Source organism: Falsiroseomonas bella, from assembly GCF_003173615.1.
Lineage (GTDB): Bacteria > Pseudomonadota > Alphaproteobacteria > Acetobacterales > Acetobacteraceae > Falsiroseomonas > Falsiroseomonas bella.
In genome coordinates this window covers 436,997-449,279 of the sequence record NZ_QGNA01000001.1, presented here as the reverse complement: position 1 = coordinate 449,279, position 12,283 = coordinate 436,997, and the positions used below count along the sequence as shown (strand labels likewise).

At 71.9% G+C, this 12,283-nt stretch carries 12 protein-coding genes; 7 read left to right on the top strand and 5 right to left on the bottom strand.

Annotation, left to right across the window (positions count from 1 at the left end; genetic code table 11):
• Positions 1-5 precede the first annotated feature (5 nt).
• Both DFH01_RS02005 and DFH01_RS02000 read right to left on the bottom strand, forming a co-directional pair.
• Positions 6-1,322 (bottom strand): hypothetical protein, encoded by a 1,317-nt coding sequence (locus DFH01_RS02005; protein WP_109868720.1) that lies wholly within the window; start codon positions 1,320-1,322, stop codon positions 6-8.
• 35 nt (positions 1,323-1,357) lie between these two features.
• Entirely contained in the window at positions 1,358-1,852 is a 495-nt protein-coding gene (locus DFH01_RS02000; protein ID WP_109868719.1) for an Lrp/AsnC family transcriptional regulator, read from the bottom strand.
• 181 nt (positions 1,853-2,033) lie between these two features.
• Between DFH01_RS02000 and trxB the strand changes: the two genes are divergently transcribed.
• From trxB to DFH01_RS27740, 3 genes are all read left to right on the top strand, one after another.
• On the top strand, positions 2,034-3,011 hold the full coding sequence (gene trxB, locus DFH01_RS01995) for a thioredoxin-disulfide reductase (RefSeq protein WP_109868718.1): 978 nt from the start codon (positions 2,034-2,036) through the stop codon (positions 3,009-3,011).
• Between the two features lie 169 nt (positions 3,012-3,180).
• Complete coding sequence (locus DFH01_RS01990; protein WP_199231106.1) at positions 3,181-4,086, top strand: LysR family transcriptional regulator; 906 nt, start codon at positions 3,181-3,183, stop codon at positions 4,084-4,086.
• Between the two features lie 340 nt (positions 4,087-4,426).
• Positions 4,427-4,822, top strand: coding sequence for a Rap1a/Tai family immunity protein (locus DFH01_RS27740; protein ID WP_146216974.1), 396 nt, complete (start codon positions 4,427-4,429; stop codon positions 4,820-4,822).
• Between the two features lie 53 nt (positions 4,823-4,875).
• On the opposite strand, the gene ccmB is transcribed toward DFH01_RS27740, so the two are convergent.
• Together ccmB and ccmA are read right to left on the bottom strand one after the other, a co-directional pair.
• Positions 4,876-5,535 (bottom strand): heme exporter protein CcmB, encoded by a 660-nt coding sequence (gene ccmB, locus DFH01_RS28405; protein ID WP_199231105.1) that lies wholly within the window; start codon positions 5,533-5,535, stop codon positions 4,876-4,878.
• Positions 5,532-6,122 carry a heme ABC exporter ATP-binding protein CcmA gene (gene ccmA, locus DFH01_RS28400; protein ID WP_199231104.1) on the bottom strand — a complete coding sequence of 197 codons (591 nt, stop codon included), beginning with the start codon at positions 6,120-6,122 and terminating at the stop codon, positions 5,532-5,534. Before ccmA ends, ccmB begins: the two co-directional genes overlap by 4 nt.
• A gap of 203 nt (positions 6,123-6,325) precedes the next feature.
• Between ccmA and acnA the strand changes: the two genes are divergently transcribed.
• The 4 genes from acnA (at position 6,326) to DFH01_RS01965 (ending at position 11,088) form a co-directional block, all read left to right on the top strand.
• Entirely contained in the window at positions 6,326-9,022 is a 2,697-nt protein-coding gene (acnA, locus tag DFH01_RS01980; RefSeq protein WP_109868717.1) for an aconitate hydratase AcnA, read from the top strand.
• Between the two features lie 90 nt (positions 9,023-9,112).
• Positions 9,113-9,394 (top strand): hypothetical protein, encoded by a 282-nt coding sequence (locus DFH01_RS01975; protein WP_199231103.1) that lies wholly within the window; start codon positions 9,113-9,115, stop codon positions 9,392-9,394.
• Positions 9,395-9,424: 30 nt separating this feature from the next.
• Positions 9,425-10,324 (top strand): diacylglycerol/lipid kinase family protein, encoded by a 900-nt coding sequence (locus DFH01_RS01970; protein ID WP_109868715.1) that lies wholly within the window; start codon positions 9,425-9,427, stop codon positions 10,322-10,324.
• Entirely contained in the window at positions 10,321-11,088 is a 768-nt protein-coding gene (locus DFH01_RS01965; protein WP_109868714.1) for a metallophosphoesterase family protein, read from the top strand. The genes DFH01_RS01970 and DFH01_RS01965 overlap by 4 nt, the downstream gene beginning before the upstream one ends.
• On the opposite strand, the gene DFH01_RS01960 is transcribed toward DFH01_RS01965, so the two are convergent.
• Positions 11,078-12,217 carry an MFS transporter gene (locus DFH01_RS01960; RefSeq protein WP_158287578.1) on the bottom strand — a complete coding sequence of 380 codons (1,140 nt, stop codon included), beginning with the start codon at positions 12,215-12,217 and terminating at the stop codon, positions 11,078-11,080. The genes DFH01_RS01965 and DFH01_RS01960 overlap by 11 nt on opposite strands.
• Between the last annotated feature and the right edge of the window lie 66 nt (positions 12,218-12,283).

The window sequence follows — 12,283 nt, the reverse complement described above, 5'->3', positions numbered from 1 at the left end:
GCCGCTCAGCGCCGCGCGGTGATCGTCCCCGACCCGCCGCGCGGATTGACCCGCGCTTCCCAGGGCTGCGGCACGTAGTCCGGCACGATCCGGCAATCGCCCGGATAGACCCATTGCAGGCCGAGGCAGCGCATCTGCAGGGCGGCGGGCGTCGGCTTCTCGCCGCGCTCGATCCAGGCGACCAGCGCATCCAGCGCCGCCGGATAGAGCACGGGCGAGAGCCTCGTGTGGTTGTCCTCGTCCACGAAGACCTGCACCAGGCGCTCGGCCATGCCGGCGCGCGCTACGGTTTCCCGGTAGGCGGCCTGGTGCTCGACGAAGACGGTCAGGTCGCCGATGCCGTGCAGCGTCAGGACCGGCACGGTGATGCGGCCGGTCGGGTCGCCATCGGCGGCCAGCAGCGCGCGCGCCTCGGGGTCCGGGCTGATGCGGGGGACGCGGGCGTTGAAGGCCGCGTCGTCCGAGGTGCCGCGATACTGGACCCCGTCATTGCCGAAGGCGCTGCGGCCGCCGGTGATGTTCCAGGCGATGTCGGCGAAGACCTGCGTCGCCCACCAGAGATGGATGGGGATCGCCGCCTCCGGGATGCGGCTGGCCGCGGCGAGGTCGGAGAGTGCGCGGCGCTGCGCAGGGCTGCGCTGCTCCGGCGCCTTGTCCGCCCCGGTGCAAGCCAGGTAGCGCGCGATCACCTGCTCGCGCGTCAGGCGATGGCCGCGCGCCTGGCCGAGCGTGACCGCGTAGGCCGGCTCGCCGCGAGCCGGCAGCGTGCCGCAGACCGCCTGGAAGGCGGCGCGCAGGTCCACGCGCATGTCGTAGGCCCGTGTCGGCCCGGTCAGCACCGCGGCCGTCAGCAGGGCGCCGTCATAGGGGCGCCGCCCGTCCGGCCCCGGCGCGTTCATCGCCTCGACCGCGCGGGCGCCGACATTCCCGCCCCAGGACTGGCCGCGCAGGATGGTCAGGCGCGGCTGGCCGAACACCGCGACGGCTGCGCGGCGGGCGTTCTCCGTATCCTCGGCCGCGCGCAGCACCCCGAACCCGCCGGCACGGCGGCTGGTCGCGGCGAAGGCCCAGCCATGCTGCAGCATCTCGACGTCGCGCAGCAGGTCCTCGTCCGAGGTGTGCGGACCGGGCCTGGCCATGCGCGGCCCGCCATGGATGTGGACCATGAGCCGGCCGTTCCAGTTCGCCGGGCGGGCCAGCAGCAGATGCGCGCCGTTGTCGTCCTCGCCGCGCCAGCAGGCGATGTCGGCGGGCATGCCGGGCGGGCAGGCTGCCGGGAAGGCGCCGAAGGCACGCGCCGGGCGGTCACCGCCGAGCAGCACTGCGCCGGCGATCAGCGCCGGCGCCAGCCAGCGCGTCAGGCCGGCTCGGTCTCGCGCTCCACCGGCACGCCGGAGAGGTCCTGGGCGGTGCGGATGGTCGGCATGGTCTGCACGCGCAGCACGTGCGGCGCCTCGGTCAGGCGCGAGGTCAGCGCATTCTCGTGCTGCGTGTCCCGCGCGACCAGCCGGAGCAGGAAGTCGCCCCCGCCGCGGATCATGTGGCACTCCCGCACCTCCGGCCACGAGGTCACCATGCGCTCGAAGGCGGAGAGCACCGCCTCCTTCTGCGTCTCCAGCCCGACCAGGGCGAAGAAGGTGATCTGCCATCCCAGCACCTGCGGGTCGAGATCCGCATGGTAGCCGCGGATGATGCCTTGTTCCTCCAGGCGCCGGACCCGGCGCAGGCAGGGCGGGGCGGAGAGCCCCACGCGGCGGGCCAGCTCGACATTCGTCATCCGGCCATCCGCCTGCAGTTCGGCCAGGATCTGGCGGTCAACCGCGTCCAGGTCGGGCAGGTCGTACCGTCGCATCGTCGCGCCTCTTCCATGCATTCGCATACATTCCGCGCGTAACATAGTTCCACATTACTTTTTTGCAAGATGGCGCGGATCGGATCCTGCCGCGTCCTGCCGAAGAACATCGCGGAACCGGTTGAGCAAGCGTCGCGACTGGACGATATGGTGCAGCGCACCCGATCCGGAAGCGCGAACCGTGCCAGAACACCGCCGCACCAGGCTCCTCGTCATCGGCGCAGGCCCCGCGGGCTATACGGCCGCCATCTACGCCGCCCGCGCCGGCCTGGCGCCGCTGGTGGTCGCCGGGCTGCAGCCGGGCGGGCAACTCACCATCACCACCGATGTCGAGAACTATCCGGGCTTCGCGGAGGCCATCCAGGGCCCCTGGCTGATGGAGCAGATGCAGGCCCAGGCCGAGCATGTCGGCGCCACGGTCGTGCAGGACGTGATCACGGCGGTCGAGCTCGGCCGCCGACCGTTCCGCGCCACCGGCGATTCCGGCGACACCTACGAGGCCGAGGCGGTGGTGATCGCCACCGGCGCCCAGGCCCGCTGGCTCGGCATTCCGGGCGAAAAGGAGCTCTCGGGCTTCGGTGTCTCCGCCTGCGCCACCTGCGACGGGTTCTTCTTCCGCGGCAAGGACGTTGCCGTGATCGGCGGCGGCAATTCCGCGACGGAGGAGGCGCTGTATCTCTCCAACCTCGCGCGCCACGTGACGCTGGTGCACCGGCGCGGGGAGCTGCGGTCGGAGAAGATCCTGCAGCAGCGCCTCTTCGCGAAGGAGAATGTCTCGGTCGTCTGGGACAGCGTGGTGGAGGCGGTGCTGGCCGATACTTCCGGCCGCGTGCCGGTGGCGCGCGCGCTGGCGCTGCGCAACGTCAAGACCGATGCGCGATCCGAGCTGCCCGTGCACGGCGTCTTCGTCGCGATCGGCCACGATCCGGCCACCGCGCTGTTCAAGGGCCAGGTGGCGATGGATGCGGAGGGCTACATCCTGACGGAGCCTGGCACCACCCGCACCTCGGTGCCCGGCGTCTTCGCCGCCGGCGACGTGCAGGACCGCATCTACCGCCAGGCGGTGACGGCCGCGGGCACGGGCTGCATGGCGGCGCTGGAGGCGGAGAAGTTCCTCGCCCATGCGCCGGCCGACGCGCCGGCGGCCGCCGCCTACTGAAGGACCGGCGACGCGCGCGGCGTTCCGCGTGCGATCGTCTCTATCCAGGCTGCCGCCGCTCATGGCAGCCTGACGACTCGGGAGAAGCCTTGGCGGGCCCGTCGCCCCGTTCCGCCGCCGCGGATGGGGAACGCTTCAAGGGCCACGCCTGCAGGGAGACGCCGCGGGGATGCCGCTGGACTGGGACAAGCTGCGTGTGTTCCACGCCGTCGCCGAGGCGGGATCCTTCACCCATGCGGGCGAGACGCTGAACCTCAGCCAGTCCGCCGTGTCGCGGCAGATCCAGGCGCTGGAGGAAGCGCTGCAGGTGCCGCTGTTCCACCGGCACGCCCGCGGCCTGATCCTGACCGAGCAGGGCGAGACGCTGAACCGCGCCGTGCGCGAGGTCTTCGCCAAGCTCGCGATGACCGAGGCGCTGCTGACGGAAAGCCGGGAGAAGCCCACCGGCCGGCTCAAGGTCACCACCACCACCGGCTTTGGCAGCGTCTGGCTGGCACCGCGACTGCACCGCTTCCTGCAGCTGCACCCGGATGTCTCGCTGACCGTGCTGCTCGACGACGCCGATCTCGACCTGGCGATGCGCGAGGCCGATGTGGCGATCCGCATGCATCCGCCGCGGCAGCCGGACCTGATCCAGCGCAATCTCGGCAGCTTCAACTGGCGGGTCTGCGGCGCGCCCGACTACCTCAAGCGCTTCGGCATGCCGCAGCGGGCCGAGGACCTCGATGCCCACCGCATGATCGTCTATGGCGACTACCGTCCCCCGATCGAGAGCGTGAACTGGCTGGCGGAGGCCGGCCGGCGCCCCGGCGCGCCGCGCCGCGCGGTGCTGGAGCTGAACTCGCTGCCCGGCATCCTGCAGGCGGTTCGCAGCGGCCTCGGCCTCGCCGCGCTGCCCGACTACATGGGCGAGGAGCTGGAGGGGCTGGTGCAGGTGCTGCCGGAGCTGAAGGCGCCCCGGATCGAGGCCTATTTCGTCTATCCGGAGGAGCTGCGGCACTCCAAGCGGGTGGCGGTGTTCCGCGACTTCCTCGTCGCGGAACTGGCGGCGCCGGGGCGGATCGCCGCACAGTGATGTGATCGCCTGCGGGCGATTCATGCCTTGCAGGCGGTGATGCCTCGGAGTCCCGCGGGCCGGTCAGGCTCAATAAGGCGTCGCGGTGGCGAAATCCTGCTGACTCATGCCGTAGGCGCATGCCCGCCCGCGCGTTTTCTCCAATCGCGCATGCGGCGAAGCAGCATATCTTTTCGGTGTTCCGGCGGCGACGTCGGATCAGGGTCATTCGGGTCACTTCCCGAACCCCTTCGTCTCCCAGACGTGAAGCCTCCCTGTTTGACTTGCCCGGAAGACATCGTCTTCCGGGCTTTTCTTTTCGGGTCTAGGATGATCTGCTGGGTGGCCTTGGGGAGCGGAGATGCGTTGGGTCCTGCCGGTGCTGATGGCCACGCTGGTGAATGCCGCGTGCACCGATGGAAAGACGCAGCCATCGCCTCCCATCCAAGTACAAAATCAGTCACCGGCGGCGGCTGGGTTGGACCCGGGATCTGCCAACTTCATCATGGCTGGCTGCCACGATTTCATCGCGAGGAGTGGCGACCTAAGCACCGCATATCAACGCGGCCTTTGTGTGGGCAAGGTTGAAGGCGTGGCAGTCTTCGCGACGGGGGTCTGCTACCCGCCGGAGGCTACGCTCGGACAGATGATTCGTGTGGTCGCAAGATACATCGATGATCGCCCCGCTCGCCTGCACGAAAATTTTCTCGTTCTGGCACAAGACGCCATGCGCGCCGCCTGGCCGTGCCGTCGGTGATGGACAAAGCACCGCACCGTCTGGACGGACAGCGGCTGATCTGGCCTGCTCCCTCACTCCGCCCTGAGCGCCGCCCCCGCCGCGAGCGGCGCCATCGGCAGCGCCAGCGCCAGCAGCGCGCCCAGCAGCAGCAGGTAGGGGCGCGGCTCGAGCCCGGCCGCCGCCGCCTCGATCCCCGCCGCGCCGAAGATCACGGCGGGGATCGCCAGCGGCAGCACCAGCAGCGGCAGCAGCACGCCGCCGCGCCGCGCGCCGAGCGTCAGCGCCGCGCCCGCCGTGCCAAACAGCGACAGGATCGCGGTCGCCAGCGCCAGCGCGATCACCGCAGCACCCCAGGCCTCGGTCGGCAGGTTGAGCATCGCCGCGGCCATCGGCGTGGCGGCCAGCAGCGGCAGGCCCGTGGTCACCCAATGGCCGAGCGCCTTGGCCATGGCCAAGGCGGCGGGCGGCAGGCCGGACAGCAGGAGCTGCTCGAGCGAGCCGTCCTCGGCCTCGGCGCCGAACAGGCGATCGAGCGGCAGCAAGGCGGCGAGCAACGCGGCGGCCAGCAGTGCGCCCGGCGCGATGCGCGCCAGCGTCTCCGGCGCCGGCCCGACGCCGAAGGGAAACAGGGCGCAGACGAGGACGAAGAACAGCACGGCGGCGAGGGTGTCCGCCGGGTGGCGGAGCGCGAGCTGCACCTCGCGCCGGAAGACGGCGAGGAAGGCGCTCACAGGCGGAACTCCGCGGCGTCCGGCATCGGCAGGGGCAGGTGGGTCGCGGCGATCACCATGCCCCCCGCCCCGCGATGCCGAGCCAGCAGCGCGCCCAGCCGCTCCACGGAAGCCGCATCCAGCCCGACCGTCGGCTCGTCGAGCAGCCAGAGATCGGCCGGCGCCAGGGCCAGCCGGGCCAGCGCCAGCCGCCGCTTCTGGCCGGAGGACAGCACGCGGGCCGGCAGGTCGCCCAATTCCGCAAGGCCGAGCGCCGCGAGGGCAGGCTCCACCTCCCCACCCCAGAGCCTTGAAAAGAAAAAAAGATTCTCCCGGGCGGTCAGGGAGGGCTTCAGGGCATCGGCGTGGCTCAGGTAGCGCAGCCGCCTTGCATGGGCGAGGCGGTCGGCGAAGGCATCGGCACCGTTCCAGAGCAGCCGGCCCTCGGCGGCCGGGATCAGCCCCGCCAGCAGCCGCAGCAGCGAGGACTTGCCCGCGCCGTTCGCCCCGGTCAGCAGCAGGGCGCCGCCCGGGGCGAGCCGGAAGGACAGGCCGGCGAAGACCGCCCGCTCCCCCCGCCAGCAGGCCAGCTCCTCCGCCTCCAGCATCCGTCCTCCCTCCGCACCGAATCCATGCCGGTGCGCCACTGGCCTGCCCCGTGATGGTGTGGTTTAAGCCGCGTGCTGCGGGTGCGAAAGCGCCCGGGGCGGAGCATCGCGCCAGGGTCGGCGGAAGGCACCCGGCAAGCCCGGGGCGCATCCGGCCGTGGCGCCAAACAAGCGCCCCTTGGGCGACACGGGGATACCGGACCATGCGCATGATCGGGCAGGACAGCCTGAAGACGCGCCGCACGCTGAATGTCGGCGGCAAGGAATACCATTACTTCAGCCTGCCCGAGGCGGCGAAGCAGATCGGCGACATCACGCGCCTGCCCTTCAGCCTCAAGGTGCTGCTGGAGAACGTGCTGCGCTTCGAGGACGGGCGCAGCTACACGGTGGACGACGCCAAGGCGATCGCCGAATGGGCGAAGGAAGGCCGCTCCACCAAGGAAGTGCCGTTCCGCCCCGCCCGCATCCTGCTGCAGGACTTCACCGGCGTCCCCGCGGTGGTGGACCTCGCCGCGATGCGCGATGCGCTGGCGAAGCTCGGCGGCGACCCGCGCAAGGTGAACCCGCTGGTCCCGGTGGACCTCGTCATCGACCACTCGGTGATGGTGGACGTCTCCGGCACGGCCGACGCGCTCAAGAAGAATGTGGACATCGAGTTCGAGCGCAACGGCGAGCGCTACGAGTTCCTGCGCTGGGGCCAGAGCGGCTTCGCGAATTTCCGCGTGGTGCCGCCGGGCACCGGCATCTGCCACCAGGTGAACCTGGAATACCTGGCGCAGGTGGTCTGGACGTCGCAGGACGGCCCCGATTCCTACGCCTTCCCGGACAGCTGCTACGGCACGGACAGCCACACCACGATGGTGAACGGCCTCGGCGTGCTGGGTTGGGGCGTCGGCGGCATCGAGGCGGAGGCCGCGATGCTCGGCCAGCCCATCGCCATGCTCATCCCCGACGTGATCGGCTTCAAGCTGTCCGGTCGCCTCAAGGAAGGCGTCACCGCGACCGACCTGGTGCTGACGGTCACGCAGATGCTGCGCAAGAAGGGCGTGGTCGGGAAATTCGTGGAGTTCTATGGCCCCGGCCTCGCGGACCTGCCGCTCGCGGACCGGGCCACGATCGGCAACATGGCGCCCGAATACGGCGCGACCTGCGGCTTCTTCCCCGTGGACAAGACCACGCTGGACTACCTGCGCCTGTCGGGGCGCGACGAGCACCGCATCGCGCTGGCCGAGGCGTATTGCAAGGCGCAGGGCATGTGGCACGACGCCTCGACGCCCGACCCGGTCTTCACCGACACGCTCGAGCTCGACCTGTCGACGGTGGAGCCCTCGCTCGCGGGGCCGAAGCGGCCGCAGGACCGGGTGGCGCTCGGCAGTGTCGGCGCATCCTTCAGCAAGGATCTCGCCGCCGGCGTCATGGGCGTGCCGGGCGACAAGGCCGACCTGCGCGTGCCGGTGGAAGGTGCCAACTATGATCTCGGCCATGGCGATGTGGTGATCGCCGCGATCACCAGCTGCACCAACACCTCCAACCCCTATGTGCTGGTCGCCGCCGGGCTTGTGGCGAAGAAGGCGCGCGCCAAGGGGCTGAAGCCGAAGCCCTGGGTGAAGACCTCGCTCGCGCCCGGGTCGCAGGTGGTGACCGACTACCTGACGAAGTCGGGCCTTCAGGCGGATCTCGACGCGCTCGGCTTCCAGACGGTGGGCTATGGCTGCACCACCTGCATCGGCAACAGCGGCCCGCTCGCCGACCCGATCGTGGACGCGGTCGAGAACAACAAGCTGGTCGTCGCCAGCGTGCTGTCGGGCAACCGCAACTTCGAAGGCCGCGTGCACCAGAATGTGCGCGCGAACTACCTCGCCTCGCCGCCGCTGGTCGTCGCCTATGCGCTGGCCGGCACGGTGAAGCTGAACCTGACGACCGACCCGATCGGCACCGGCAGCGACGGCAAGCCGGTGTTCCTCAAGGACATCTGGCCGACGCAGCAGGAGGTGAACGACACCGTCCACGCCGTGCTGACGCGCCAGATGTTCCAGACGCGCTACGGCGACGTCTTCAAGGGCCCGGCGCAGTGGCAGGCGATCCGCGTGGACGCCGACAGCGACACCTATCGCTGGAACTCGGGCTCCACCTACGTCCAGAACCCGCCCTATTTCGAGGGCATGACGATGGAGGTGAAGCCGATCGCCTCCGTCCACGGGGCGCGCGTGCTGGCGGTGCTGGCCGACAGCATCACCACCGACCACATCTCGCCCGCCGGCTCGATCCGGAAGGTCTCGCCGGCCGGCGAGTATCTGCTGGAGCACCAGGTGCGGCAGGCGGACTTCAACAGCTACGGCGCGCGCCGCGGCAACCACCAGGTGATGATGCGCGGCACCTTCGCCAACAGCCGCATCCGCAACGAGATGCTGCCCGGCATCGAGGGCGGCATGAGCAAGCACTACCCCTCGGGCGAGCAGGCGCCGATCTACGACGTGGCGATGAAGTACAAGGCCGAGGGCGTGCCGCTGGTGGTGTTCGGCGGGAAGGAATACGGCACCGGATCCTCCCGCGACTGGGCGGCGAAGGGCACCTTCCTGCTGGGCGTGAAGGCGGTGATCGCCGAGAGCTTCGAGCGCATCCATCGCTCCAACCTGGTCGGCATGGGCGTGCTGCCGCTCACCTTCAAGGAAGGCGAGGACCGCAAGACGCTCGGCCTCAAGGGCGACGAGACGATCGACCTGCTCGGCCTGGAGGCGCTGAAGCCGCGCATGGAGGTGAAGATGGTCATCACCCGCGCCGACGGGTCGAAGACCGAGACGACGCTGCTCTGCCGCGTGGATACGGCGGATGAGGTCGAGTACTACAAGAACGGCGGCATCCTGCACTACGTGCTGCGCGGGATGGCCAAGGCGGCGTAACGCCCGCCGGACCGGGTGTTGAGCGAGGGCGCGGTCCGCGAGGGCCGCGCCCTTCTGCTTTCGCCGGCCCGCCTCCATGCTGGGCGGACCATGTCGGAAGGTCCCATGGCCAGCGTCTTCGCCGAGGGTTGGATCGCCGCGCTTCTGCTCGCCGTCCTGGCGACCGAGTTCGTTGTTCTCGTGGCGCGGCACCGGCGCGGCCGGGGCGGCCTGCCGCCGCGCTCCGCGCTGCTGCTCGTGCTGCCCGGCGCGGGCTTCGTGCTGGCGATCCAGGCGGCGCTGTCCGGTGCGCATTGGTCGCTGGTCGCGCTCGGGCTGGCGCTGGCCGGGCTTGCCCACCTGGCCGACCTCGCCGAGCGCCTGCGCCGCTGAACCATCGCGGCGCAGAGCCGTTGCGGCCCTGTGCGTGTCGCCGTCGTCCTCAACCGCTCGGCCGGCTCCCTGCTCGGCCGCGAGGAAGCCGAGGCGGAGGTCGCGCGCCTGCTCGCCGATGCCGGGCTCGAGGCCCTGCTGGTGCCCGACCGGGACGAGGGCCTCGCCGCCCGGCTCGAAAGCGCCGTCGCGCACGGCGCCGAGGCGGTGGTGGTCGGCGGCGGCGACGGGACCATCGCCGCCGCCGCTGCGCGGCTGGCGGGCACCGGCACCGCGCTCGGCATCCTGCCGCTCGGCACCATGAACATGCTGGCGCGCGACCTCGGCATCCCGCTCGAGCTGCACGAGGCCGCCACGGCGCTGGCGCGCGGCACGATCCGCCGCATCGACGTGGCGGAGGTGAACGGCCATGTCTTCCTGTGCAACGCGCTGATCGGCTCGCCGTCCTGGCTCGGGCGGCATCGGGAGCGGCATCGCGGCCGCGCCTCGCTCCGCACGCGCTTCGCCTTCGCGCTGGCGGGGCTGCGGGCGGAATGGCGCCACCGGCCGATGCGCCTTTCCGTGGCACTCGACGGAAGGCGGCCGGTGCGGCTCTGGACGCGCGCGCTCGCCGTGGCCAGCAACCGCTACGCGGAGGGCTTCGGTCTGGTCATGGCGCGCACCGGCCTGGATGCCGGCGAGCTCACCCTCTATGTCGCGCGCCGCTACGGCCTCTGGTGGTGGGTGCGGCTGCTCTTCGGCATGCTGTTTGGCACCTGGCGCGGCACGAGCCTCGTGCATGAGCGCGCGGCGCGCGAGGTGGCGATCCGCTCGCCGCGCACCGCGCTGCGCGTCATGGCGGATGGGGAGGCGCTGGTGCTCACGACGCCGCTGACATTCCGAATCCGCCCGCTCGCCTTGCGCGTGATCGTGCCGGGAGGGGCGCCGTGACGGTCATCGCCCACCTCTCCGACCTGCATTTCGGCGCCGAGGACCCGGCGGTGGTCGCCGCAATCCTGGCCGATGTCGCCGCCGCGAAGCCCGACCTCGTCGCCATCTCCGGCGACTTGACGCAGCGCGCCCGCACGCGCGAATACCTCGCGGCCGCCGCCTTCCTGCGCAGCCTGCCCGCGCCCTGGCTGGCGGTGCCGGGCAACCACGACATGCCAAGCTTCGAGCTGCTGGAGCGCTTCGCCAATCCCTGGCGTCGCTGGCGCCAGTTCATCGGGCCGGAGACGGAGCCCGACTGGCGCGACGACTGCGTGGCCGTGGTCGGGCTGAACACCGCGCGGCGCGGCGGCTTCGACTTCGCCTGGGAACGCGGGCGCGTCGGCAGCGGCCGGCTCGCGCGGCTGGAGGCGCGGCTGGGGGCACAGCCGCCGCAGCTCTTCCGCATCGTCCTCGCCCATCATCCCTTCGCCGCGCCCGCCGACAGCCCGCGGGCGCCGCTGGTCGGCGGCGCCGCCCGCGCGCTGGCGGCCTTCGCGCGGCAGCGGGTGGGGATGGTGCTCAGCGGCCACCTGCACCTGCCCGACGTGGCGCAGGCGGCCGGCACCCGGATCCTGCTGGTGCAGGGTGCGACCGCCACCTCCCACCGGCTGCGCGGCAGGCCGAATGCCTGGCATCGCATCACCGTGACGGCCGGAAGCGTCGAGGTCGCTTCCCGCGTCTGGGACGGCCAGGCGTGGCGGGACGCCGCGCCGGTCAGCGCCTGAGTGCGGCGCCGAGGGCGAGGCTCGCCGGGATCGCGGCGGCGCAGAGCAGCGCCATCACCAGGTAGCCGCCCCCGCCGAAGCTGGCGAAGAGCGGGCCGCAGGCGAGCGTCAGCACGCCCATCGGAAGGCCGACGCCGAGCGCCGCATGCAGCGTCTGCGCCGTGCCCGCCTGCTGTGCCGGGACGATGCGCCCCAGCACCATCATCGCCGCCAGGTGCTGCGCCCCGAAGCTGCCCGCGTGCAGGACCTGCAGCGGAAACAGCAGCAGCGGGTCGGTCGTGAACGCCGTCGCAGCCCAGCGCAGCAGCCCCGCCCCCGCCGCGACCAGCGAAAGCCCCATCGGCCCGAGCCGCTGCACGACCCCGCGGCCCCAGAAGAACAGCAGGATCTCGGCGATGACGCCGATGGCCCAGAGCGCGCCGATCAGCCCCTCGCCCAGCCCCGCCGCCTGCCAGGTCAGCGTGCCGAACGCGTAGTAGAAGGCATGGCTGCCCTGGATCAGGGCGGAAACCAGCACCAGGCGCCGGAAGCCCGGGATCGCCAGCGGCGCCAGGAACCCGGCCAGCCCGCCGCGCGCGCCGGCCGGCGGCGCCGGCCCGGCCGGCAGGGCCAGCGCGGCGAGCGCCGTCGCGGCCAGCCCCGCGGCGATCATCAGCGTTGCCGCATCGGTCCCGAGTAGCGCCACCGCCTGCCCGGCCGCCAGCGCCGCCAGGATGAAGGCGACGGAGCCGGCCGAGCGGACGCGGCCATAGTCGAACCCCTCTCGGCGCGCCGCGGCGACCGTCGCGGCATCGGTCAGCGGCACGATCGGCGCCATGGCGACGCTCATCGCCGCATAGGCCAGCAGCAGCAGCGCGAAGCCGGAAGCGGCGAGGAAACCGAGCGCGGCCAGCGCCGCCGCCGCCGCGCCGAGGGCAAGCACGATGCGTGGCCCGCCCAGCGCATCGGCCAGCCGCCCCCCCATCGGCCCCGCCACGAGCCGGAGCGCGGAGCCGATGGCCAGCGCCAGGGCGACCTCCGTCGCGGTCATCCCGCGTGCCGCCAACACCGCCGGCAGGAAGGGCAGGATCACGCCGAAGGCGAAGAACTGCGCGGCGAAGAGCAGGGCATGTCGGCGGGGGGCGCTCACCGCGCGCAGGCTGCCCGCCGGGCCCGAGGTTGCCAAGGCGGCCCTGCCGTGCGACGCGTCGCCACC

What these genes read in the sequence shown, in the direction of transcription:
- DFH01_RS02000 (WP_109868719.1), bottom strand. Translation starts at nt 1,852, where the DNA reads ATGCGACGGTACGACCTGCCCGACCTGGACGCGGTTGACCGCCAGATC.
- DFH01_RS01990 (WP_199231106.1), top strand. Translation starts at nt 3,181, where the DNA reads ATGCCGCTGGACTGGGACAAGCTGCGTGTGTTCCACGCCGTCGCCGAG.
- DFH01_RS27740 (WP_146216974.1), top strand. Translation starts at nt 4,427, where the DNA reads ATGCGTTGGGTCCTGCCGGTGCTGATGGCCACGCTGGTGAATGCCGCG.
- ccmA (WP_199231104.1), bottom strand. Translation starts at nt 6,122, where the DNA reads ATGCTGGAGGCGGAGGAGCTGGCCTGCTGGCGGGGGGAGCGGGCGGTC.
- acnA (WP_109868717.1), top strand. Translation starts at nt 6,326, where the DNA reads ATGCGCATGATCGGGCAGGACAGCCTGAAGACGCGCCGCACGCTGAAT.
- DFH01_RS01975 (WP_199231103.1), top strand. Translation starts at nt 9,113, where the DNA reads ATGTCGGAAGGTCCCATGGCCAGCGTCTTCGCCGAGGGTTGGATCGCC.